Genomic DNA, 23,626 nt, shown 5'->3' on the forward strand with positions numbered 1-23,626 from the left:
GCTGCGATATGTCAGGTCTTACGGCCTTTTGGGAGCCGGAAGGTCGGGGTTTTTCGTGAAGAGAGAGTGCCACGAGGGCCCCGGGGAGTCCCCGCGGGGGCCCGCGGAGCGGTCAGGCGGGGTCGATCTCGCGCAGCAGACCCGTCGTCACGTCGAAGACGAAGCCGCGCACGTCGTCCGTGTGCAGAAGGAACGGGGAGGTGCGCACGCGCTGCATCGACTGCCGTACGTCCTGTTCGACGTCCCGGAAGGCTTCGACCGCCCAGGCGGGACGCTGGCCGACCTCCATCTCCAGGTCGTGCCGGAAGTCCTCGGTGAGCGACTCCAGGCCGCACCCGGTGTGGTGGATGAGCACGACACTGCGGGTGCCGAGCGCGCGCTGGCTGATGGTGAGGGAGCGGATCACGTCGTCGGTGACGACGCCGCCCGCGTTGCGGATGGTGTGGCAGTCGCCCAGCTCCAGGCCGAGCGCGGCGTGCAGGTCGAGCCGGGCGTCCATGCACGCGACCACCGCCACGTGCAGCACGGGACGGGCATCCATCCCGGGGTCGGCGAACGCGGCGGCGTACTGATGGTTCGCGTCGACGAGGCGGTCGGTCACCGTGCCGCCGGGGGATCTGCCGTTGGTGGTTATGGCGCCTTCGGGCTCTGTGGGAACGGATGCAGAAGTCGTCATACCTATGACGGTACTGGTCACGCTCGAAGGAGTCCTGCTGTGAGAGTGGACAAAGAACATCATCGCGTCTTGTTGTGAGGTAACCCACACGGGCAGTGCGAGGGTATCCATATGGCTGATTTTTGCTGACCCAGGGCTTCGTCCAGGGGTTCGTCGAGGTGTGGTCCGCGACGCGCATGCCGATTGATTGACCCCGAGACACGGTGGACTAAAGTGACGCGAAGCGGGAGGTGAGACTCTCCCTGCTGGACAGTTTTCCCCCGGAGACCCGGCGATTTTCCGGCGTCTTCCCCGCGTGCGCGGCGCGTACGTACGGCTCGGCCTCCTCCCGCTCCCGGTCGGCTGACGCCACTCACCCGGCGCCAGCAGGCCTCCCCTTCTCGAGCGGGTGGGGACCCGGTGGTGCGTACGGCCGCGCCGGACCTGAGAGGGCCCCTTGAGCCAGAGTCGACACGTCCCGGTGATGCTCCAGCGGTGCCTGGACATGTTGGCCCCGGCCCTCACCGAGCCGGGAGCCGTCGTCGTCGACTGCACCCTCGGGCTCGGCGGCCACAGCGAGGCGCTCCTCGCCCGGTTCCCCGAAGCCCGTCTTGTGGCCCTCGACCGCGACAAGGAAGCGCTGCGCCTCTCCGGAGAACGGCTCGCTCCCTTCGGTGACCGCGCCACCCTTGTGCACGCCGTTTACGACGAACTGCCCGACGTACTCGACCGCTTGGGCCTCCCCCGCGTCCAAGGTGTCCTGTTCGACCTCGGCGTCTCCTCCATGCAACTCGACGAGGCGGACCGCGGGTTCGCGTACGCGCAGGACGCCCCGCTCGACATGCGCATGGACCAGACCACCGGCATCAGCGCGGCCGAGGTGCTGAACACCTACCCGCCGGGCGAACTGGTGCGGATCCTGCGGGCGTACGGCGAGGAGAAGCAGGCCAAGCGGATCGTCTCCGCCATCGTGCGCGAACGCGCGAAGGAGCCCTTCAGTAACAGCGCGCGGCTCGTCGAGTTGATCCGCGACTCTCTGCCGCAGGCCGCCAAGCGCACCGGCGGCAACCCCGCCAAGCGCACCTTCCAGGCGCTGCGCATCGAGGTCAACGGCGAGCTCACCGTCCTGGAGCGGGCGATTCCCGCGGCCGTGAAGGCGCTCGCCGTCGGGGGCCGGATCGCGGTCCTCTCGTACCACTCGCTCGAGGACCGGTTGGTCAAGCAGGTGTTCGCGGCCGGCGCCGCCACCACCGCTCCGCCCGGACTGCCGGTCGTGCCCGAGCGCTACCAGCCCCGGCTCAAGCTGCTCACCCGCGGTGCCGAACTTCCCACGGAGGAAGAGGTCGCCGAGAACCGGCGAGCGGCTCCCGCGCGGCTGCGCGGGGCGCAGCGCATCCGAGAGGACGCCGTGTGAGGCGCGGGGAGGGGGGCAGCGAGTGAGTCGGAAATCCCAACTCGCGCGGGCCGAGGGTCGAGGTTCCCCACCGCGGACGGGCCGCGGGTCGAGGTTCCAAACTGGTCGAGGTTCCAAACTCGGACGGGCCGAGGGTCGAGGTTCCAAACTCGATCGAGGTTGTGGGGTGAGGGTTCAAGCTTCCGCAATGTTGCGGGTTGGGGATCTGGACTCACGCGCGGGTCCACGTGGGGGATCCGGACTCGCGGAGGGGTCCGGACGGGGAACCCGGACTTTCCGGACATCGGCGGGTGGGGAATTCAAACCCTCCTGTCGTCGGTCAGTCGGGGAGGCAAACCTGCACAGTGTCGGCGAGTTGGAAAAACAAACCCGCACGGCGACGGTGAATCGGGAAGACAACCCCGCGCGGCAACCGCGAGTCGAGAAGGCAAACTCGCAGCGCGGCAGCGAGTCGGGAAGGCAGACTCACGGCGCGATCGTGAGTCGAGAAGGCAAACCCGCAGGGAGGGCCCGTGAGTAGGAAACCCGAACTCAGGGGCCGAGCCGCCCGGCTCGCCCGCCTCCTCCCCGCCGGCGGTGGCCAAGCCGCCCGCACCCCCTTCGTCCTGCTCGTCGTGCTCCTGCTCGGCGGCGGCCTCATCGGCCTCCTCGTGCTGAACTCCGCGCTCAGCGAGGGCTCCTTCCGCCTGGACGACCTGCAGAAGGACGCCACGAGCCTCACCGACGAGGAACAGGGGCTGCAGCGGGACGTGGACGCCTACTCCGCCCCCGACGCCCTCCAGCGCCGTGCCCGCGAGTTGGGCATGGTTCCGGGCGGCGACCCGGCGTTCCTCAACCCGGACGGCACGGTCAAGGGCGTCCCAGGAGAGGCCACGCAACAGTCCTCCGCGCATAAATCGGTGGTGCGCCCGCCCGAGGTCATCGCCCCCATGCAGGCGGTGAGCCCAGCTCCGACCTCGACGGGGGCGGCCACGAACACCCCCGCCGCGGTCACCCCCACGTCCGCCACGCAGCCCCCCGCCCTCACCCCCGCCCCCAATCGCACACCCCACCTCACCCCCACCCCGTCCGTACAGCCCTCCACAACCCTCGGCAGGTGACGGAAGTGTCCGACAGGGAACCGCCGCGCCGCCGTGTGCCCGGACCCGCCAGGCCCGTACGCCCCGGCAATCAGCGGCGTCCGGGCCCAGGCGCCCGCCCCGTACGCCGGCCGGGCACGCCGCCCCGGCCCGGCGGCCCGCAGGTCCTCAGGCTCGGCAGCCCCCGGCCCCGGCTCCGCATGGTCAGCCTCGCGCTGACGCTGGTGATGATCGCCTTCGTCGTACGGCTGCTCCAGGTGCAGGCCGTGGACGCGAGCACGTACACCGCGAAGGCCGACCAGAACCGGTACGTCGGCCGCACGCTGGCCGCCACCCGCGGTCAGATCACGGACCGTAACGGCGTTGAGCTGGCGTCGAGCGTGGACGCGTACGACATCACAGCCGACCCCACGATGTTCACGCGCACGGCGACGAAGGTGGGCGACGCGCCCGAGCAGGCCGCGGCGCTGCTCGGGCCGATCCTCGGTCAGAGCGTGGACGCGGTCGCCAAGAAGCTGCGGACGAAGAACACCCGCTACACCCTGCTCGCGCACCGCCAGACCCCCCAGGTCTGGAAGCAGATCAAGGACCTGAAGACCACGCTCGCGGCCAAGGCGGGGACCGAAGCGAGCACGGTCAACTTCCTCGCGGGCGTCCTCGCGGTCCCCGCGAGCAAGCGCGTGTATCCGAACGGTGATCTCGCCGCCGGGATACTCGGCTGGGTCAACGCCGAAGGCAAGGGCGGCGGCGGAGTCGAGCAGGAGCTGGACAAGGAGCTCGCAGGCAAGGACGGCAAGATCCGTTACGCCCAGTCCGGCGGCCTCCAGGTGCCGACCGCGGGCTCCACCGAGACGCCCGCCGTGGCCGGCTCGGACGTCGAGCTGACCATCGACCGCGACATCCAGTGGGCCGCCCAGAACGCCATCACCGAGCAGGTGAAGAAGTCCAAGGCGGACCGCGGGTACGTGATCGTGCAGGACTCCAGGACCGGCGAGATCCTCGCCATGGCCAACTCGCCGGGCTTCGACCCCAACGACCTCTCCCAGGCCGACTCGGCGGCCCTCGGCAACGCGGCCATCCAGGACGCGTACGAGCCCGGCTCCACCGCCAAGGTCATGTCGATGGCCGCCGTGCTGGAGGAGAACGCCGCCACGCCCGGGACGCACGTGGTCGTGCCCAACCGGCTGCACCGCGGCGACCGGCTCTTCCAGGACGACATCGACCACCCGACCTGGAACCTGACGCTCAACGGCGTGCTCGCCAAATCCAGCAACATCGGCACCATCCTGGCGGTCGGCCAGCTCGGCAAGACGCAGAAGGAGGCCAACCAGGTCCTCTACTCGTATCTGCGCAAGTTCGGCATCGGCAGCTACACCGGACTCGGCTTCCCCGGTGAGACGAAGGGCATCCTCGCGTCCCCCGACAAGTGGTCGACCTCGCAGCAGTACACGATTCCTTTCGGCCAGGGCGTGTCCATCAACGCGATGCAGGCCGCCTCCGTCTACTCGACGATCGCCAACGGCGGCGTGCGCGTCGAGCCGACACTGGTACGCGGGACGAGGGGACCCGACGGCCGCTTCGCTCCGGCCGCCCAGCCCAAGAAGACCAGGGTGGTGAGTGAGAAGACGGCCAAGACCCTCGCCCAGATGCTGGAGTCCGTCGTGGACGACGAGGAGGGCACCGGCACCAAGGCGCGCATCCCCGGCTACCGGGTCGCGGGCAAGACAGGTACGGCCAACCGCGTGGATCCGGCCACCGGCAAGTACCACGGCTACACATCGTCGTTCGCCGGATTCGCACCCGCGGACAACCCCCGGATCACCGTCTACTGCGCGATCCAGAACGCCACCCAGGGCGGCTATTTCGGCGGCCAGATCTGCGGGCCCATCTACAAGCAGGTCATGGAGTTCGCCCTCAAGACCCTCCAGGTCCCGCCCACGGGGGCCGGGGCCGCGAATCTGCCCGTCACCTTCACGCCCTGATCGGACAGGAAGCACAGCCCTACGCACAGCCGCACGCACCACGCACGCACCAATGGACCAGGAACCAGCTCGTGACAACGATCACCCCGGATTCCGGGAACCACGGCCCGCCACGCCCCTCGCTTCGCTCGGGCGGGGGTGCGCCCGGTACGCTCACCGCCGTGCCACACGCTGATCAGTCCCAAACCACCCAGAAGGGCGTTCCTGTGACATATCCAGGGCCGCCGCGGCCGGCTCAGAACTCCGCCACACCCCTCGCGGAGCTCGCCGATCAGCTGGGTGCCACCGCCCCGGCGTCGACTGCGGAGGTCACGGGCATCACCCACGACTCCCGCGCCGTGCGCCCCGGGGACCTCTACGCCGCGCTGCCCGGAGCCCGCCTGCACGGCGCCGACTTCGTGACCCAGGCGGCCGGTCTCGGCGCGGTCGCCGTGCTGACCGACCCGACCGGCGCCGAACGTGCCGTCGCCACCGGCCTGCCCGTCCTCGTCGTGGACGACCCGCGCGGACGGATGGGCGAGCTGGCGGCCACGATCTACGGTCACCCCGGGCGCGATCTGCTCCAGATCGGCATCACCGGCACGTCCGGCAAGACCACGACGGCCTACCTCGTCGAGGGCGGTCTGAAGACGGTCCGCAGCACCGGGCTGATCGGCACCGTGGAGATGCGCATCGGCGACGAGCGCATCAAGTCGGAGCGCACGACCCCCGAAGCCACCGATCTCCAGGCACTGTTCGCGGTCATGCGCGAGCGGGGTGTCGAGGCGGTCGCGATGGAGGTTTCCAGCCATGCGCTGATGCTCGGCCGGGTCGACGGCTGCGTCTTCGACATTGCTGTCTTCAACAACCTCAGCCCGGAGCACATGGAGTTCCACTCCGACATGGAGGACTACTTCCGGGCCAAGGCACGGCTGTTCACCCGTGAACGCAGCAAACTCGGCGTCATCAACCTCGACGACGAGTACGGACGCCGGCTGGCCAAGGAGGCCGCCGTCCCCGTCATCACCTTCTCCGCCGAGGGCCACCCGGACGCCGACTGGCGTGCCGAGGACGTCGAGGTCGGCCCGATGGACTCGGCCTTCGTCGTGGTCGGCCCCCAGAGCGAGCGGATCACCGCCAGGTCGCCGCTCGCCGGCCCCTTCAACGTGGCGAACACCCTCGCCGCGATCGTCGCCCTCGCCGCCGCCAGGATCGACCCGCAGACCGCCGCCGACGGCATCGCCGCGGTGCCGGGTGTCCCGGGCAGACTGGAGCGCGTGGACGCGGGCCAGCCCTACCTCGCGGTCGTCGACTACGCCCACAAGACGGACGCCGTCGAGTCGGTCCTGCGCGCACTGCGTAAGGTCACCGAGGGCAAGTTGCATGTCGTGCTCGGCTGCGGCGGCGACCGCGACAGGACCAAGCGGATGCCCATGGGCGCGGCGGTGGCCCGCCTCGCCGACACCGCCGTACTGACCTCCGACAACCCCCGCTCCGAAGACCCCCTCGCGATCCTCGCCACGATGCTCGCGGGAGCCGCCGAGGTGCCCGCGTACGAGCGCGGTGAGGTCCAGGTCTTCGAGGACCGGGCCGCCGCCATCGCCGCCGCCGTCGCCCGCGCACGGCCCGGCGACACCGTGCTGGTCGCGGGCAAGGGCCACGAGCAGGGCCAGGACATCGCCGGGGTGGTGCGTCCCTTCGACGACCGCCAAGTGCTTCGCGAAGCTATCCAGAAGACTCAGGGATGAACTTGTGATCGCCCTCTCCCTCGCCGAGATCGCAGCAGTCGTCGGCGGGCAGACGTACGACATACCGGATCCGGCGGTACAGGTCACCGGACCGGTCGTCAGAGACTCCCGCGAGGTGGAGTCCGGCAGCCTCTTCGTCGCCTTCGTCGGCGAACGCGTGGACGGCCACGACTTCGCCCGGGCGGTCGTCGACGCGGGCGCGGTCGCCGTACTGGCCTCCCGGCCCGTCGGCGCCCCCGCGATCGTCGTCGCGGACGTCCAGGCCGCCCTCGGCGCCCTCGCGCGCCACGTCGTCGAGCGGCTCGGCGCGACCCTCGTGGCCCTCACCGGCTCCGCGGGCAAGACCAGCACCAAGGACCTGATCGCTCAGGTGCTGCGGCGCAAGGCGCCGACCGTCTTCACGCCCGGCTCGCTCAACAACGAGATCGGACTGCCGCTCACCGCGCTCAGCGCCACCGAGGAGACCAAGTTCCTCGTGCTGGAGATGGGAGCCCGCGGTATCGGCCACATCAGGTACCTCACGGACCTCACCCCACCCAGAATCGGCCTCGTCCTCAACGTCGGCACCGCCCACATCGGCGAGTTCGGCGGCCGCGAGCAGATCGCGCAAGCGAAGGGCGAACTCGTCGAGGGCCTCCCGGCGGACGGTGCGGCGGTCCTCAACGCCGACGATCCCCTCGTACGCGCCATGGCGTCCCGGACGAAAGCGCGCGTGATCCTCTTCGGAGAGTCCGGCGAAGCGGACGTACGCGCAGAGAACGTGCGTCTCACGGCGGCCGGACAGCCCGCATTCAGGCTTCACACACCCTCCGGGTGCAGCGATGTGACCATGCGCCTGTACGGTGAGCACCACGTGTCGAACGCGCTCGCCGCGGCCGCCGTCGCCCATGAGCTGGGCATGTCCGCAGACGAGATCGCCCTCGCGCTCTCCGAGGCGGGCTCCCTCTCCCGCTGGCGCATGGAGGTCACCGAGCGCCCGGACGGCGTGACGGTCGTCAACGACGCCTACAACGCGAACCCCGAGTCCATGCGAGCCGCCCTGCGCGCGCTCGCGGCGATGGGCAAAGCCTCACAGGCACAGGGGGGAAGGACGTGGGCGGTGCTCGGTCAGATGGCCGAGCTCGGGGACGAGGCGCTCGCCGAGCACGACGCGGTCGGGCGGCTCGCCGTCCGACTCAACGTCAGCAAGCTCGTCGCGGTCGGGGGCAGGGAAGCGTCCTGGCTCCAACTGGGCGCATATAACGAGGGTTCGTGGGGTGAGGAGTCGGTGCACGTGTCCGACGCACAGGCGGCTGTCGACCTGTTGCGCAGCGAGCTGCGCCCGGGGGACGTCGTACTCGTGAAGGCGTCCCGGTCGGTCGGGCTCGAACGGGTGGCGCAGGCGCTGCTCGACGGTGGCGTCGAGGGTGAGGTTGTCGCCCGATGATGAAGCAGATCCTGTTCGCAGGAGTCATTGGTCTCTTCCTGACCCTGATCGGCACTCCGCTGCTGATCAAGCTGCTGGCCCGCAAGGGTTACGGGCAGTACATCCGTGACGACGGCCCGCGCGAGCACCACAGCAAGCGCGGTACGCCGACCATGGGCGGTATCGCCTTCATCCTGGCGACGATCATCGCGTACTTCACGTCCAAGATGATCACTGGTTACGCCCCGACCTTCTCGGGTCTGCTGGTGCTCGGCCTGATGGCGGGCATGGGCCTGGTCGGCTTCCTGGACGACTACATCAAGATCGTCAAGCGGCGCTCGCTCGGTCTGCGGGCCAAGGCGAAGATGGCCGGTCAGCTGATCGTCGGTATCGCCTTCGCGGTCCTCGCGCTGCAGTTCGCGGACAGCCGGGGCCAGACCCCGGCCTCCACCAAGCTCTCCTTCGTCCAGGACTTCGGCTGGACCATCGGCCCGGTGCTCTTCGTCATCTGGGCGCTGTTCATGATCCTCGCCATGTCCAACGGCGTGAACCTCACGGACGGTCTGGACGGTCTGGCCACCGGCGCGGCGACGATGGTCTTCGGCGCCTACACGTTCATCGGCGTCTGGCAGTTCCAGGAGTCCTGCGCCAACACGCAGACCCTGACCAACCCGGCCGCCTGTTACGAGGTGCGAGATCCGCTGGACCTCGCGATCGTCGCCTCCGCCCTGATGGGTTCCTGCTTCGGCTTCCTGTGGTGGAACACCTCGCCGGCCAAGATCTTCATGGGTGACACCGGTTCGCTGGCGCTCGGCGGCGCGCTCGCCGGTCTCGCGATCTGCTCCCGCACGGAGCTCCTGGTCGCGCTCCTCGGCGGTCTCTTCGTCCTGATCACCATGTCGGTCGTCATCCAGGTCGGCTCCTTCCGGCTCACCGGGAAGCGCGTCTTCCGAATGGCGCCACTCCAGCACCACTTCGAACTAAAGGGGTGGTCCGAAGTCCTTGTGGTGGTCCGCTTCTGGATCATCCAGGGCATGTGCGTGATCGTCGGACTGGGTCTCTTCTACGCGGGATGGGCAGCCCAGAAGTGAGCGACTGGCAGGGCAAACACGTCACCGTCGCCGGGCTCGGCGTCTCCGGCATCCCGGCGGCCAAGGTGCTGCACAGCCTCGGCGCGGTCGTCACGGTCGTCAACGACGGCGACGACGAGCGTGCCCGGGCCCAGGCCGCGGAGCTGGAGGCGCTCGGCATCACCGTGCGCCTCGGTGACGGCGCGACCCTGCCCGAGGGCAGCGAACTCATCGTCACCGCGCCCGGCTGGAAGCCGGACAAACCGCTGTTCGCCGCGGCCGCCGCGGCGGGCGTCCCGGTCTGGGGCGACGTCGAGCTGGCCTGGCGGCTGAGGGGACCCGACGCGGCTCCCTGGCTCGCCGTCACCGGCACCAACGGCAAGACCACGACCGTGCAGATGCTCGCCTCCATCCTGAAGGCGGCCGGACTGCGCACGGCAGCCGTCGGCAACATCGGCGTCTCGCTGCTGGACGCCGTGCTGGGCGAGGAGACGTACGACGTCCTGGCGGTGGAGCTGTCCAGCTACCAGCTGCACTGGGCGCCCTCACTGCGCGCCCACTCCGCGACGGTGCTGAACCTGGCGCCCGACCACCTCGACTGGCACGGCTCCATGGAGGCGTACGCCGCCGACAAGGGCCGTATCTACGAAGGGAATCGGGTCGCCTGCGTCTACAACGCGGCCGACAAGGCCACCGAGGACCTGGTGCGCGCGGCGGACGTCGAAGAGGGCTGCCGGGCGGTCGGCTTCACGCTGGGCACGCCCGGACCCTCCCAACTGGGCGTCGTGGAAGGCATCCTGGTCGACCGCGCCTTCGTCGAGAACCGGCAGCAGAGCGCCCAGGAACTGGCGGAGGTGTCGGACGTCAATCCGCCCGCCCCGCACAACATCGCCAACGCCCTTGCGGCGGCGGCCCTGGCGCGCGCCTTCGGGGTGCCCGCCAAGGCCGTACGGGACGGTCTGCGGGCCTTCACGCCGGACGCCCACCGCATCGCGCACGTCGCCGATGTGGACGGCGTCGCGTACGTCGACGACTCCAAGGCGACCAACACGCATGCGACGGAAGCGTCTTTGGCGGCGTACGAGTCGATCGTGTGGATCGCGGGCGGGCTCGCCAAGGGGGCCACCTTCGACGAGCTGGTCGCCAAGTCGGCAAAGCGACTTCGGGGGGCCGTGCTGATCGGCGCGGATCGTGAGCTGATCCGTGAAGCCCTGGCGCGACACGCGCCGGAAGTACCCGTCGTCGACCTCGACCGGACCGACACTGGGGCGATGCTCGCGGCGGTCCAGGAGGCCCAGCGGCTCGCGGAACCAGGGGACACCGTTCTACTGGCGCCGGCCTGCGCTTCCATGGACATGTTCGCCAACTACAACAAGCGCGGTGACGCTTTCGCGGAGGCGGTCCGCGAACTCGGCGCCGCGAGCGCCTGACGGCGGTCTGAGCCGGTCCAGGGCGCCCGGGACCCTTGGGAGGGACGCGTGACGCCATCGTGGTCGGGGCCAAGCCGTCGGCGATCCGCCGGTGGCACGACGCCGGTTGGGCCCTACGTGTGCGCGGACGGCGGAGTGGCTGATGACCAGTAGTCGTACCGGCCGTCCCCCCGTCCAGCGCGCCCCCCGGCGCCCCGTCGGACCACGACCCCCGGGCGACAACCCCGTACGCCGGCTCGGCACGCGTGCCCGCAAGGCCTGGGACCGGCCGCTGACCGCGTACTACCTGATCCTCGGCAGCAGCATGCTGATCGCCGTGCTGGGCCTGGTGATGGTCTACTCGGCCTCGATGATCACGGCGCTGCAGCTGTCGCTGCCGGGGTCGTTCTTCTTCCGCAAACAGTTCCTCGCGGCGATGATCGGGGCCGTGCTGCTCCTGATCGCCATGCGGGTGCCGGTGAAACTGCACCGGGCGCTGGCGTATCCGATCCTGGCCGGCGCGGTCTTCCTGATGATCCTCGTGCAGGTGCCGGGGATAGGGGTGGCGGTCAACGGCAACCAGAACTGGATCTCCCTCGGCGGCTCGTTCCAGATCCAGCCCAGCGAGTTCGGCAAGCTCGCGCTCGTCCTGTGGGGTGCCGACCTGCTCGCCCGCAAAGAGGACAAGGGGATGCTGGCGCAGTGGAAGCACATGCTGGTGCCCCTCGTCCCGGCGGCCTTCATGCTGCTCGGGCTGATCATGCTCGGCGGCGACATGGGCACGGCGATCATCCTCACCGCCATCCTCTTCGGGCTGCTGTGGCTGGCCGGAGCGCCCACGCGGCTGTTCGTGGGCGTGCTGTCCATCGCCGTGACGATCGGCTTCATCCTGATCAAGACCAGCCCCAACCGCATGTCCAGGCTGGCCTGCATCGGCGCCACCGAGCCCGGCCCGAACGACACGTGCTGGCAGGCCGTGCACGGCATCTACGCCCTCGCCTCCGGCGGCCTCTTCGGTTCCGGCCTCGGCGCCAGTGTGGAAAAATGGGGCCAACTACCCGAAGCGCACACCGACTTCATCTTCGCCATCACCGGGGAGGAACTCGGCCTCGCGGGGACGCTGTCGGTGCTCGCCCTCTTCGCGGCTCTAGGCTATGCGGGTATCCGCGTGGCCGGACGCACGGAGGACCCCTTCGTGAGGTATGCCGCGGGAGGCGTGACCACCTGGATCACGGCCCAGGCCGTGATCAACATCGGTGCGGTGCTCGGTCTGCTGCCGATCGCCGGAGTCCCGCTCCCGCTGTTCTCCTACGGGGGTTCCGCCCTGCTGCCGACCATGTTCGCCATCGGGCTCATGCTTGCCTTCGCACGCGATGAGCCCGCTGCGCGGGCGGCGCTGGCGATGCGGCAACCCCGCTTTGGCAGAAAGCGTGCTGCGGTGAGAGGCTCCGCAGGGGCCGCGGGGCCTCGGAGATGGAACACGATGCGACGGCGTGCCGCGGCGCGCTCGTCCGGAGAGCGGTGAATTTCGGTGCATGTCGTACTCGCCGGCGGGGGGACCGCCGGCCACATCGAGCCCGCGCTCGCCCTCGCGGACGCCCTGCGCAGGCAGGACCCGACCGTGGGAATCACGGCCCTGGGCACGGAACGCGGTCTTGAGACCCGACTCGTACCCGAGCGCGGCTACGAACTCGCGCTGATCCCCGCCGTCCCGCTGCCGCGCAAGCCCACACCCGAGCTGATCACCGTCCCGGGGCGGCTGCGCGGCACGATCAAGGCGGCCGAGCAGATCATGGAGCGCACCAAGGCGGACGCGGTCGTCGGCTTCGGCGGCTATGTCGCGCTGCCCGGCTATCTCGCGGCCAAGCGCCTCGGCGTGCCGATCATCATCCACGAGGCCAACGCCCGCCCCGGCCTCGCCAACAAGATCGGTTCGCGGTACGCCGCCCAGGTCGCCGTCTCCACCCCGGACAGCAAGCTGCGCGGCGCCCGCTACATCGGCATCCCGCTGCGCCGCTCCATCGCCACCCTGGACCGGGCCGCCGTACGCCCCGAGGCGCGCGCCGCGTTCGGGCTCGACCCCGCCCTGCCCACCCTGTTGGTGTCGGGCGGCTCGCAGGGTGCCCGGCGCCTCAACGAGGTGGTCCAGCAGGCGGCCCCGTACCTCCAGCGGGCGGGTATCCAGATCCTGCACGCGGTCGGCCCGAAGAACGAACTGCCGCAGGTCCACCAGATGCCGGGAATGCCCCCCTATATCCCGGTACCGTACGTGGACCGGATGGATCTCGCGTACGCGGCGGCCGACATGATGCTCTGCCGTGCGGGCGCGATGACCGTCGCCGAACTCTCCGCCGTCGGGCTCCCCGCCGCCTATGTCCCGCTGCCCATCGGCAACGGCGAACAGCGGCTGAACGCCCAGCCGGTGGTCAAGGCCGGCGGCGGACTGCTGGTCGACGACGCGGAACTGACGCCCGAGTGGGTCCATGGCAACGTCCTGCCCGTGCTCGCCGATCCGCACCGGCTGTACGAGATGTCCCGCGCTGCCAGCGAGTTCGGCCGCCGGGACGCCGACGACCTGCTCGTCGGCATGGTGTACGAGGCGATCGCCTCGCACCGCCGCCAGTAACGCACAGGCGAGTGAGCCGAAGGGGCGCGCCGGTGTCGAGGGGTCGAACGCGCGGAGGCCCGAAGGGCCGAGCACGATCGGCCCGTCGACACCGGCACAAGCGCCCCGGAGGCGAACCGAGCCGCAAAAAAGGGGAGTGCGCGTGGCCGGACCGACGACCGCCGAGCGCGGTACACGGCAGAAGCTGGAGTCCGGCCCGCCCCGGCCGCCCTTTACCGGGCGGCTGCCCCGGCCTCGTACGCTCATCATCCTTTTGATCACCCTGGTGTTGATCGTGACCGGCTCCCTCTGGGCCCTCTACGGCGCGCAGTGGCTGCGGTTGGAGAAGGTGTCGGTCTCCGGGGTGCGGGTCCTGACGGCGCAGCAGGTGCGCGAGGCGGCCGACGCACCGGTCGGATCGCCGCTGATTTCCGTCGACACCGACGCCATCGAGGCGCGATTGCGCCGGAAATTGCCCCGAATTGACGTGGTTGATGTCGTCCGTTCCTGGCCGCACGGAATTGGACTGAAAGTGACCGAGCGAACCCCGGTCCTGATTCTCAAAAACTCCGGAAACGGTGGCAAGTACGTCGAAGTGGACGCCAAGGGCGTGCGATTCGCGACGGTTTCGGTTGCCCCGAAGAACGTGCCCGCTCTGGAATTGACGGTGTCCCGGTCGGCCGGCTCCCTGCGGCGCTTCCCCGCGGACCGGCTGGTGCGCGAGGCGGTGCGGGTCGCCGGGGACATTCCGTCCGCAGTCGCCCGCGACACCCGTACCGTCAAGGTCCGTTCGTACGACTCGATCTCGCTGGAGTTGACGGGTGGCCGCACCGTCGAGTGGGGGAGCGGTGAGAAGGGCCGCGCGAAGGCCAGGACGCTGACCGCTCTCATGAAAGCAGCTCCGGGGGCCCGGCACTTCGACGTGAGCGTTCCCACCGCCCCTGCGTCATCGGGGAGTTGACGCACATCTGCGCAGGCCAGCACCCTGGTTGGGCACTGCTTCGCCTGATCACATAGGGTGAAAAGAAAAACGGGAGGTTCGGCGTGTTCGTTGAACGTGCGCCACTTGTCGACTTAGTGTCCTGTTCGGAAGAGTCCAAGGAACAGACACACTGGTAACCCTAAACTTCAGCGTTAGGGTTCGGGTCGGCGTTCGGACCGTCCCACTTCGGCATCAGTCGTCGGATCGCGAACACGCGAGGCGGCGACACGTAACTCGAGGCGAGAGGCCTTCGACGTGGCAGCACCGCAGAACTACCTCGCAGTCATCAAAGTCATCGGTGTCGGCGGCGGTGGTGTCAATGCCATCAACCGGATGATCGAGGTCGGTCTCAAGGGCGTCGAGTTCATCGCCATCAACACGGACGCGCAAGCTCTGTTGATGAGCGACGCCGACGTCAAGCTCGACGTCGGCCGCGAACTCACTCGCGGACTCGGCGCCGGAGCCAACCCGGCCGTCGGCCGCAAGGCCGCCGAGGACCACCGCGAGGAGATCGAGGAGGTCCTCAAGGGGGCCGACATGGTCTTCGTGACGGCCGGCGAAGGCGGCGGCACCGGCACCGGCGGCGCACCCGTCGTGGCCAACATCGCCCGCTCGCTCGGCGCCCTCACCATCGGCGTGGTCACGCGCCCGTTCACCTTCGAGGGACGGCGCCGCGCCAACCAGGCCGAGGACGGCATCGCGGAGCTCCGCGAAGAGGTCGACACCCTCATCGTCATCCCGAACGACCGGCTGCTGTCCATCTCGGACCGCCAGGTCTCCGTCCTCGACGCCTTCAAGTCGGCCGACCAGGTCCTGCTCTCCGGTGTGCAGGGCATCACCGATCTCATCACCACGCCCGGTCTGATCAACCTCGACTTCGCCGATGTGAAGTCCGTGATGTCCGAGGCGGGTTCGGCGCTCATGGGCATCGGCTCGGCCCGTGGCGACGACCGCGCGGTGGCGGCGGCCGAGATGGCGATCTCCTCGCCGCTCCTCGAAGCCTCCATCGACGGCGCCCGCGGCGTGCTGCTCTCCATCTCCGGCGGCTCCGACCTCGGCCTGTTCGAGATCAACGAGGCCGCCCAGCTGGTCAGTGAGGCCGCGCACCCCGAGGCCAACATCATCTTCGGCGCGGTCATCGACGACGCCCTCGGCGACGAAGTGCGGGTCACCGTCATCGCCGCCGGCTTCGACGGCGGCCAGCCGCCGGCCAAGCGGGACAACATCCTCGGCTCGACCTCGGCCAAGCGCGAGGAGCCCACCCCGGTACGGTCCACCGACAGCCGCCCGTCGTTCGGTTCGCTCGGCAGCGTCACGCCGAAGGAAGCGCCGGAGCCGACCCCGGAGCCGGTGAACGAACTGCCGGTCTCGCCGCCGGTTCCGCCGTCCCGCTCCTACTCGGACAGCGCGGCCGAGGAGCTGGACGTGCCGGACTTCCTGAAGTGATAGGACAGCGCTCCGAAACGAGCACCGCGAGCGGCGCGCACTTCGCCTTCACCGACCGGTGGGGCGGGGTGAGCGCCGTTCCGTACGAGGAGCTCAACCTCGGCGGGGCGGTCGGCGACGACCCCGACGCCGTACGGACCAATCGTGAACTGGCCGCCAAGTCGCTGGGACTCGACCCGGCGCAGGTCGTCTGGATGAAGCAGGTGCACGGGCCGGAGGTGGCGGTGGTCGACGGACCTTGGGGTTCTTCGGAGATTCCGGCCGTCGACGCGATCGTCACCGCGCGGCGGGGGCTCGCCCTCGCCGTCCTCACCGCCGACTGCACGCCGGTGCTGCTCGCCGATCCCGTCGCCGGGATCGCGGCCGCGGCCCACGCGGGACGGCCCGGCATGATCGCCGGGGTCGTCCCCGCCGCCGTGCGGGCCATGGTGGAACTCGGCGCCGTACCCGCCCGGATCGTCGCCCGCACCGGACCCGCGGTCTGCGGCCGGTGCTACGAAGTGCCGGACAGGATGCGCGCCGACGTCGCCGCCGTCGAGCCCGCGGCGTACGCCGAGACCAGTTGGGGCACTCCGGCGGTCGATGTGACCGCCGGTGTGCACGCGCAGTTGGAACGGCTCGGGGTGCGTGACCGGGAGCAGTCGCCGGTGTGCACGCTGGAGTCGGACGACCACTTCTCGTACCGACGGGACCGCACCACCGGGCGGCTCGCGGGCTATGTCTGGCTGGACTGATGGGGCATGACGGACCGTAAGGCTCAACTCGCCGGAAATCTGGCGAAAGTGGAAGAGCGTATCGCCGCGGCGTGCACAGCCGCCGGGCGCAAGCGCGAAGAGGTGACCCTCATCGTGGTCACCAAGACCTACCCGGCGAGTGATGTGCGGCTCCTGTCGGAACTCGGTGTGCGTCATGTCGCCGAGAACCGGGACCAGGACGCGGCACCCAAGGCCGCCGCCTGCTCGGATCTGCCCCTCTCATGGCATTTTGTCGGTCAGTTGCAGACCAACAAGGTGCGGTCTGTGGTCGGTTATGCCGATGTGGTGCAGTCCGTCGACCGTTCCCGGCTCGTCACGGCGCTGTCGAAGGAGGCGGAACGGGTGGAGCGCGAAGTGGGCTGCCTCATCCAGGTCGCGCTGGACGCGGAGGAGAGCGGCCGGGGTGAGCGGGGAGGCGTGGGAGTGGGCGGAATCGAAGAGTTGGCCGACCTGGTCGCACGGTCTCCGGGGCTCCGGCTCGACGGGCTGATGACCGTCGCGCCGCTCGCCGGACCGTTCGCGGGGCGCCAACAGGCGGCGTTCGAGCGGCTGATGGATTTGTCGACTGCTATGCGCCGCACGCATCCGGCTGCGAACATGGTGTCTGCAGGGATGAGTGCGGACCTCGAACAGGCCGTGGCGGCCGGAGCGACACATGTGCGCGTCGGTACGGCGGTGCTCGGAGTCCGACCCAGGCTCGGGTAACGTCGCCAAGAAGTCGGACCACAGCAGAAAATATGGTCATTACCGCCACTGGCGGACATAACGACCTCGTGGATCGCGGGCACTTGGCAAGTCGTCAGCCGATCCACCACAGAGCGGAGGACTCAGAGCATGGCCGGCGCGATGCGCAAGATGGCGGTCTACCTCGGCCTCGTGGAGGACGATGGGTACGACGGCAGGGGGTTCGACCCCGACGACGAGTTCGAGCCCGAGCTCGACCCGGAGCCTGAGCGCGACCGGCGACGGCATGAGCCGCCGCATCAGTCACATCAGGCACACCAGTCCCAACGGGACGAATCGGTACGAGTAGTACAGCCGCCGGCGCAGCGCGATCCGTTGTCGCATTCCGCTTCGCTACCCGCGGAATCCGGACGTCCGGCGCGCATTGCGCCCGTGGCATCCATCACACAAGAACGCGCAAGCCTGGAGAAGAACGCACCGGTGATCATGCCCAAGGTCGTGTCGGAACGAGAGCCGTACCGGATCACCACACTTCACCCCCGGACCTACAACGAGGCCCGTACCATCGGGGAACACTTCCGTGAAGGCACCCCGGTGATCATGAATCTCACGGAGATGGATGACACGGACGCGAAGCGACTTGTCGACTTTGCGGCCGGTTTGGTATTTGGTCTCCACGGCAGCATCGAGCGGGTGACGCAGAAGGTGTTCCTGTTGTCGCCTGCTAACGTCGATGTCACGGCGGAGGACAAGGCCCGCATCGCAGAGGGCGGGTTCTTCAACCAGAGCTGAGACGCAGGACCGGAATCAAGGTACGGAAACAGGGGAGAGGGAAGCACGGATCATGAGCGTGGTCGGGCAGGTTCTCTACGTCGCGCTGATGTGTTTCCTCATCGTGCTGATTTTCCGGTTGGTCATGGACTACGTCTTCCAGTTCGCCCGCTCATGGCAACCCGGCAAGGCGATGGTGGTCGTTCTGGAGGCCACCTACACTGTCACCGATCCACCGCTCAAGCTTCTGCGGCGGTTCATTCCGCCGCTGCGTCTCGGGGGCGTGGCGCTAGACCTGTCCTTCTTCGTACTGATGATCATCGTCTACATCCTGATCTCCGTCGTGAGCCGGCTGTGAACGATACGGTCTTGCCGAATGCCGACGACTACGTTGAGGTGAAGAGATGCCGTTGACCCCCGAGGACGTGCGGAACAAGCAGTTCACGACCGTCCGCCTCCGAGAAGGCTATGACGAGGACGAGGTCGATGCCTTCCTCGACGAGGTCGAAGCCGAACTGACGCGACTGCTCCGCGAGAACGAGGACCTGCGCGCCAAATTGGCGGCGGCCACGCGCGCGGCTGCGCAGAACCAGCAGCAGGGTATGCGCAAGCCCCCCGAGCCGCAGGACCAGCAGCAGCAGGGTCCGCCGCAGGGCATGCGCGGTCCGGGTGCCCCCGTACCCGCCGGCATATCGGGCCCGCCGCAGCAGCAGATGGGTGGCCCTATGGGTGGGCCGCCCCAGCTGCCGAGCGGTGCGCCGCAGCTGCCCGCAGGCCCCAGCGGGCAGGGTCAGGGCCAGGGTGGTCCGCAGGGGCAGGGTCCGATGGGCCAGGGCCCCATGGGCCAGGGGCCGATGGGTCAGGGTCCGATGGGCCAGGGCCCCATGGGTCAGGGTCCGATGGGCCAGGGCCCCGGCCAGCAGATGCAGCAGCAGATGCCGGGCCAGATGCAGCAGCAGATGCAGCAGCAGATGGGTGGCCCGATGGGTGGTCCCATGGGCGGACCCATGGGTGGCCCGATGGGCGGTCACGGCCCGCAGATGGGGCAGCCCGGTCAGGGCCCCGGTGGCGACAGCGCCGCCCGTGTGCTCTCGCTGGCTCAGCAGACCGCCGACCAGGCGATCGCGGAGGCCCGTTCCGAGGCCAACAAGATCGTCGGCGAGGCCCGCAGCCGTGCCGAGGGCCTGGAGCGCGACGCCCGCGCCAAGGCTGACGCGCTGGAGCGGGACGCGCAGGAGAAGCACCGTGTCGCGATGGGTTCCCTGGAGTCCGCGCGCGCCACGCTGGAGCGCAAGGTCGAGGATCTGCGCGGCTTCGAGCGCGAGTACCGTACGCGGCTGAAGTCCTACCTCGAGTCGCAGCTGCGTCAGCTGGAGACCCAGGCCGACGACTCGCTGGCTCCGCCGCGCACCCCGGCCACGGCTTCCCTGCCGTCGCCCTCCGCGCCCTCGATGGCTCCGGCCGGCGCGAGCGCGCCGTCGTACGGCAGCAGCCAGGGCATGGGTGGCGGTCCGGCACCGGCCGCGCCCTCCTACGGTGGGCAGCAGCAGATGTCGCCGGCCATGACTCAGCCGATGGCTCCGGTGCGGCCTCAGGGGCCGTCGCCGATGCAGCAGGCTCCCTCGCCGATGCGTGGGTTCCTCATCGACGAGGACGACAACTGACGGCCTCTAGTACGCCTTAGGCGTCGGCAGCGTTCAGGGCGGAGCCCCCGGAATTCCGGGGGCTCCGCCCTTTTGTGGGGTCTTGTGCGGGTGGGATGGGGGGTGTGTTGCGCCCCCGCCGCCCCTACCCTCCCCCAAGCTCTCGGCTTCGCTCGAGCAGAGGGGGGGACCCCCATCATCCGTTCCTGGGGGCTCCGCCCCCAGACCCCCGCCAGGGGCGCTGCGCCCCTGGACCCCCGCTCGCCCGAAGGGCTCGTCCTCAAACGCCGGACAGGCTGGGTATCCCGGGCCGGGCTGAAGGGTCCCCGCCGGGGCTGGGGACTCTCGGCGTTGGGTCGCGATCTTTCAGCCCGTCCGGCGTTTGAGGACGAGGGCGTTCAGGCCGAAGCGGGGGTCTGGGGGCAGCAGCCCCCAGGAACGCGATGGGACGGCGAAAACCCGGGGCAACGGTGAAGGCCTGGTGGACCGAGGGATCTTGGTGCCACCAGGCCTTCGGATGGGTGGTTACGCCTTGCGGAGGCGGAACGTCAGGGACAGACCCTCGTCCGTGAACGTGGCGCCGTAGGTGTCGTCCGCCTCGCCCTGGGCGAAGTCCGTGGCGAGGACCTCGTCGGCGATGAGGGGGGAGTGCTCGGTCAGGGCCGCGATGACGGCGGGGTCCGTGGACGTCCAGCGCAGGGCGATGCGGTCGGCAACGTCGAGGCCGCTGTTCTTGCGGGCCTCCTGGATCAGGCGGATCGCGTCACGGGCGAGGCCCGCCTGACGCAGTTCCTCCGTGATCTCCAGGTCGAGGGCAACCGTGGCACCGGAGTCGGACGCCACCGACCAGCCCTCGCGCGGGGTCTCCGTGATGATGACCTCGTCGGGGGCGAGGGTGACGGTGCCGCCGTCGACCTCGACGGAGGCCGTGCCCGCGCGCAGGGCGAGGGAGAGGGCCGCGGCGTCCGTCTCGGCGACGGCCTTGGCGACCGCTTGGACGCCCTTGCCGAAGCGCTTGCCGAGCGCGCGGAAGTTCGCCTTGGCCGTGGTGTCGACCAGCGAGCCGCCGACTTCGGAGAGGGAGGCCAGCGAGGAGACGTTCAGCTCTTCCGTGATCTGCGCGTGCAGCTCGCGGTCGAGGGACTCGAAGCCGGAGGCCGCGACCAGCGCGCGGGACAGCGGCTGGCGCGTCTTGACGCCCGACTCCGCGCGGGTGGCGCGGCCGAGCTCCACGAGACGGCGCACCAGCACCATCTGATTCGACAGCTCCGGGTCGATGACGGACAGGTCCGCCTCCGGCCAGGAGGAGAGGTGCACGGATTCGGGGGCTCCGGGCGTCACGGGTACCACCAGGTCCTGCCAGACCCGCTCGGTGATGAACGGGGTCAGCGGGGCCATCAGGCGCGTGACCGTCTCGACGACCTCGTGCAGCGTGCGCAGCGCGGCCTTGTCGCCCTGCCAGAAGCGGCGACGCGAGCGACGCACATACCAGTTGGACAGGTCGTCGACGAACGCCGACAGGAGCTTGCCGGCTCGCTGGGTGTCGTACGACTCCAGCGACTGCGTCACCTGGTCGGTGAGCGCGTGGAGTTCGGAGAGCAGCCAGCGGTCGAGGACCGGGCGGTCGGCCGGGGCCGGATCGGCCTCGCTCGGGGCCCAGTTGGAGGTGCGCGCGTACAGGGCCTGGAAGGCGACCGTGTTCCAGTAGGTGAGGAGGGTCTTGCGCACGACCTCCTGGATCGTGCCGTGGCCGACCCGGCGCGCCGCCCACGGGGAGCCGCCCGCCGCCATGAACCAGCGCACCGCGTCAGCGCCGTGCTGGTCCATCAGCGGGATCGGCTGCAGGATGTTGCCCAGGTGCTTGGACATCTTGCGGCCGTCCTCGGCCAGGATGTGGCCGAGGCAGACGACGTTCTCGTACGACGACTTGTCGAAGACGAGTGTGCCGACGGCCATGAGGGTGTAGAACCAGCCTCGCGTCTGGTCGATGGCCTCGCTGATGAACTGCGCCGGGTAGCGGCTCTCGAAGAGCTCCTTGTTCTTGTACGGGTAGCCCCACTGCGCGAACGGCATCGAACCCGAGTCGTACCAGGCGTCGATGACCTCCGGGACGCGGGTCGCTGTCTGCCCGCAGCCGTCCTGGGGGCACGCGAAGGTGACTTCGTCGATGAACGGGCGGTGCGGGTCCAGGTTCGACTGGTCGGTGCCCGTCAGCTCGGAGAGCTCCGCGCGGGAGCCGACGCAGGTGAGGTGGCCCTCCTCGCAGGTCCACAGCGGGAGCGGGGTGCCCCAGAAGCGGCTGCGGGACAGCGCCCAGTCGACGTTGTTGTTCAGCCAGTCACCGAAGCGGCCGTGCTTGACGGACTCCGGGAACCAGTTGGTCTTCTCGTTCTCCTGGAGGAGGCGGTCCTTGACGGCCGTGGTGCGGATGTACCAGGACGGCTGCGCGTAGTAGAGGAGCGCGGTGTGGCAGCGCCAGCAGTGCGGGTAGCTGTGCTCGTACGGGATGTGCTTGAAGAGCAGACCGCGGTTCTGGAGGTCCTCGGTGAGCTTTTCGTCCGCCTTCTTGAAGAAGACACCGCCCACGAGGGGAACGTCCTTCTCGAAGGTCCCGTTCGTGCGGACGGGGTTCACCACCGGCAGGCCGTATTCGCGGCAGACCTTGAGGTCGTCCTCACCGAAGGCGGGGGACTGGTGGACCAGACCCGTGCCGTCCTCGGTCGTCACGTACTCCGCGTTCACCACGTAGTGGGCTTCCGCGTCCGCTGGGAACTCCACCAGCTCGAACGGACGTTGATACGTCCAGCGCTCCATTTCGGCGCCGGTGAAGGTCTCGCCGGTGGTCTCCCAGCCCTCGCCGAGGGCCTTCTCGACGAGCGGCTCGGCGACGACGAGCTTCTCCTCGCCGTTCGTCGCGACGACGTAGGTGACCTCGGGGTGCGCGGCGACGGCGGTGTTGGACACCAGCGTCCACGGGGTCGTCGTCCACACCAGGAGCGCGGCCTGGCCGGCCAGCGGACCGGAGGTGAGTGGGAAACGGACGTACACGGAGGGGTCGACGATCGTCTCGTAGCCCTGTGCCAGCTCGTGGTCCGACAGGCCGGTCTCGTCCTGCGGGCACCACGGGGCGACGCGGTAGTCCTGGACCAGCAGCCCCTTGTTGAAGATCTCCTTGAGCGACCACCACACGGATTCCACGTACTCGGGGTCCATGGTGCGGTACGCGTCGTCCAGGTCGACCCAGTAGCCCATGCGGTTGGTGAGCTCGGTGAAGGCGTCGGTGTGGCGGGTCACGGACTCGCGGCACTTGGCGTTGAACTCGGCGATGCCGTACGCCTCGATGTCCTGCTTGCCGCTGAAGCCGAGCTCCTTCTCCACCGCCAGCTCCACCGGGAGGCCGTGGCAGTCCCAGCCGGCCTTGCGGGCCACGTGGTAGCCGCGCATGGTGCGGAAGCGGGGGAAGACGTCCTTGAAGACGCGGGCCTCGATGTGGTGGGCGCCCGGCATGCCGTTGGCGGTGGGCGGGCCTTCATAGAACACCCATTCGGGGCGGCCCTCGGACTGCTCGAGGCTCTTGGCAAAGATCTTCTGCTCGCGCCAGAAGTCGAGCACGGCGTGCTCGAGGGCGGGCAGGTCGACCTGGGCGGGCACCTGGCGGTACTGCGTCATCGATCTTCCTCCGGCGGACTTACTGCCTTCCGTCGGAGGGACGAGAGCTTTCTTGCTACGGACGCCGTGTGCGACGCGCTCCCGCGGTACCACCCTCCTTGGCTCCCCGGTGCCCGGTATGCACCCGTGAGCCCCCTCATTGGGGTCGCGATGCCGGTTCTACTGGCCTGGGCTGCTGGGCTCGGGCTTTCTTCCGGCGGCTCCGGGGTGATCTTCGCGTCGCGCTCGCCTCCGGGCTTCCACCGTCCCCGGATCGCTCTTGGCCGCTTACGCCGCTACTCGTCCCCATCCACGCTTCTCGCTGCGCCCAGTGTACGGCGCCGCGCGGAC

General features: G+C 69.4%; 18 protein-coding genes. 16 read left to right on the forward strand and 2 right to left on the reverse strand.

Annotated elements, in window-relative coordinates; all coding sequences use genetic code 11:
* Positions 1-112 precede the first annotated feature (112 nt).
* Positions 113-676 carry a beta-class carbonic anhydrase gene (locus ACX28W_RS08585; protein ID WP_458998148.1) on the reverse strand — a complete coding sequence of 188 codons (564 nt, stop codon included), beginning with the start codon at positions 674-676 and terminating at the stop codon, positions 113-115.
* A gap of 436 nt (positions 677-1,112) precedes the next feature.
* On the opposite strand from ACX28W_RS08585, the gene rsmH reads away from it, so the two are divergent.
* From rsmH to ACX28W_RS08665, 16 genes are all read left to right on the forward strand, one after another.
* The gene (rsmH, locus tag ACX28W_RS08590) at positions 1,113-2,069 is read left to right on the forward strand and encodes a 16S rRNA (cytosine(1402)-N(4))-methyltransferase RsmH (RefSeq protein ID WP_458998149.1); all 957 of its coding nucleotides are present in this window, start codon (positions 1,113-1,115) and stop codon (positions 2,067-2,069) included.
* A 512-nt stretch (positions 2,070-2,581) separates the two neighbouring features.
* Positions 2,582-3,169, forward strand: a complete 588-nt coding sequence (locus tag ACX28W_RS08595; protein ID WP_458998150.1) for a hypothetical protein — start codon at positions 2,582-2,584, stop codon at positions 3,167-3,169.
* Between the two features lie 5 nt (positions 3,170-3,174).
* Complete coding sequence (locus ACX28W_RS08600) at positions 3,175-5,130, forward strand: peptidoglycan D,D-transpeptidase FtsI family protein (protein ID WP_458998228.1); 1,956 nt, start codon at positions 3,175-3,177, stop codon at positions 5,128-5,130.
* Between the two features lie 71 nt (positions 5,131-5,201).
* Complete coding sequence (locus tag ACX28W_RS08605) at positions 5,202-6,857, forward strand: UDP-N-acetylmuramoyl-L-alanyl-D-glutamate--2,6-diaminopimelate ligase (protein WP_458998151.1); 1,656 nt, start codon at positions 5,202-5,204, stop codon at positions 6,855-6,857.
* A gap of 4 nt (positions 6,858-6,861) precedes the next feature.
* Positions 6,862-8,283: a UDP-N-acetylmuramoyl-tripeptide--D-alanyl-D-alanine ligase gene (locus tag ACX28W_RS08610; protein ID WP_458998152.1), complete on the forward strand. Its 1,422-nt coding sequence runs from the start codon at positions 6,862-6,864 to the stop codon at positions 8,281-8,283.
* The gene (gene mraY / locus ACX28W_RS08615; protein ID WP_362066862.1) at positions 8,280-9,353 is read left to right on the forward strand and encodes a phospho-N-acetylmuramoyl-pentapeptide-transferase; all 1,074 of its coding nucleotides are present in this window, start codon (positions 8,280-8,282) and stop codon (positions 9,351-9,353) included. Before ACX28W_RS08610 ends, mraY begins: the two co-directional genes overlap by 4 nt.
* On the forward strand, positions 9,335-10,762 hold the full coding sequence (gene murD, locus ACX28W_RS08620) for a UDP-N-acetylmuramoyl-L-alanine--D-glutamate ligase (protein ID WP_458998153.1): 1,428 nt from the start codon (positions 9,335-9,337) through the stop codon (positions 10,760-10,762). The genes mraY and murD overlap by 19 nt, the downstream gene beginning before the upstream one ends.
* A gap of 142 nt (positions 10,763-10,904) precedes the next feature.
* Complete coding sequence (gene ftsW, locus ACX28W_RS08625) at positions 10,905-12,266, forward strand: putative lipid II flippase FtsW (RefSeq protein WP_458998154.1); 1,362 nt, start codon at positions 10,905-10,907, stop codon at positions 12,264-12,266.
* A gap of 6 nt (positions 12,267-12,272) precedes the next feature.
* On the forward strand, positions 12,273-13,367 hold the full coding sequence (gene murG / locus ACX28W_RS08630; protein WP_458998155.1) for an undecaprenyldiphospho-muramoylpentapeptide beta-N-acetylglucosaminyltransferase: 1,095 nt from the start codon (positions 12,273-12,275) through the stop codon (positions 13,365-13,367).
* A gap of 142 nt (positions 13,368-13,509) precedes the next feature.
* Positions 13,510-14,307, forward strand: coding sequence for a cell division protein FtsQ/DivIB (locus ACX28W_RS08635; RefSeq protein WP_458998156.1), 798 nt, complete (start codon positions 13,510-13,512; stop codon positions 14,305-14,307).
* A gap of 276 nt (positions 14,308-14,583) precedes the next feature.
* The gene (gene ftsZ, locus ACX28W_RS08640) at positions 14,584-15,774 is read left to right on the forward strand and encodes a cell division protein FtsZ (RefSeq protein ID WP_362066851.1); all 1,191 of its coding nucleotides are present in this window, start codon (positions 14,584-14,586) and stop codon (positions 15,772-15,774) included.
* Entirely contained in the window at positions 15,771-16,508 is a 738-nt protein-coding gene (gene pgeF / locus ACX28W_RS08645) for a peptidoglycan editing factor PgeF (RefSeq protein WP_458998157.1), read from the forward strand. Before ftsZ ends, pgeF begins: the two co-directional genes overlap by 4 nt.
* 6 nt (positions 16,509-16,514) lie before the next feature.
* On the forward strand, positions 16,515-17,234 hold the full coding sequence (locus ACX28W_RS08650) for a YggS family pyridoxal phosphate-dependent enzyme (RefSeq protein ID WP_458998158.1): 720 nt from the start codon (positions 16,515-16,517) through the stop codon (positions 17,232-17,234).
* Between the two features lie 129 nt (positions 17,235-17,363).
* A complete protein-coding gene (locus tag ACX28W_RS08655; RefSeq protein ID WP_458998159.1) occupies positions 17,364-18,005 on the forward strand; it encodes a cell division protein SepF in 642 nt (213 codons plus the stop codon).
* A gap of 52 nt (positions 18,006-18,057) precedes the next feature.
* Positions 18,058-18,342 (forward strand): YggT family protein, encoded by a 285-nt coding sequence (locus tag ACX28W_RS08660; RefSeq protein WP_149513177.1) that lies wholly within the window; start codon positions 18,058-18,060, stop codon positions 18,340-18,342.
* A gap of 46 nt (positions 18,343-18,388) precedes the next feature.
* Entirely contained in the window at positions 18,389-19,648 is a 1,260-nt protein-coding gene (locus ACX28W_RS08665) for a DivIVA domain-containing protein (RefSeq protein ID WP_458998160.1), read from the forward strand.
* Between the two features lie 504 nt (positions 19,649-20,152).
* Here the strand turns inward: ACX28W_RS08665 and ileS are convergent.
* The gene (gene ileS / locus ACX28W_RS08670) at positions 20,153-23,296 is read right to left on the reverse strand and encodes an isoleucine--tRNA ligase (protein WP_458998161.1); all 3,144 of its coding nucleotides are present in this window, start codon (positions 23,294-23,296) and stop codon (positions 20,153-20,155) included.
* Positions 23,297-23,626 lie beyond the last annotated feature (330 nt).

The organism is Streptomyces sp. SD15 (assembly GCF_054462255.1).

Excerpts from the sequence above, each read along its gene's own strand:
- ACX28W_RS08585 (WP_458998148.1), bottom strand. The coding sequence starts at position 676 with ATGACGACTTCTGCATCCGTTCCCACAGAGCCCGAAGGCGCCATAACC.
- murD (WP_458998153.1), top strand. The coding sequence starts at position 9,335 with ATGGGCAGCCCAGAAGTGAGCGACTGGCAGGGCAAACACGTCACCGTC.
- ileS (WP_458998161.1), bottom strand. The coding sequence starts at position 23,296 with ATGACGCAGTACCGCCAGGTGCCCGCCCAGGTCGACCTGCCCGCCCTC.
- ACX28W_RS08660 (WP_149513177.1), top strand. The coding sequence starts at position 18,058 with ATGAGCGTGGTCGGGCAGGTTCTCTACGTCGCGCTGATGTGTTTCCTC.
- ftsW (WP_458998154.1), top strand. The coding sequence starts at position 10,905 with ATGACCAGTAGTCGTACCGGCCGTCCCCCCGTCCAGCGCGCCCCCCGG.
- ACX28W_RS08655 (WP_458998159.1), top strand. The coding sequence starts at position 17,364 with ATGGCCGGCGCGATGCGCAAGATGGCGGTCTACCTCGGCCTCGTGGAG.
- ACX28W_RS08665 (WP_458998160.1), top strand. The coding sequence starts at position 18,389 with ATGCCGTTGACCCCCGAGGACGTGCGGAACAAGCAGTTCACGACCGTC.
- mraY (WP_362066862.1), top strand. The coding sequence starts at position 8,280 with ATGATGAAGCAGATCCTGTTCGCAGGAGTCATTGGTCTCTTCCTGACC.
- ACX28W_RS08650 (WP_458998158.1), top strand. The coding sequence starts at position 16,515 with ATGACGGACCGTAAGGCTCAACTCGCCGGAAATCTGGCGAAAGTGGAA.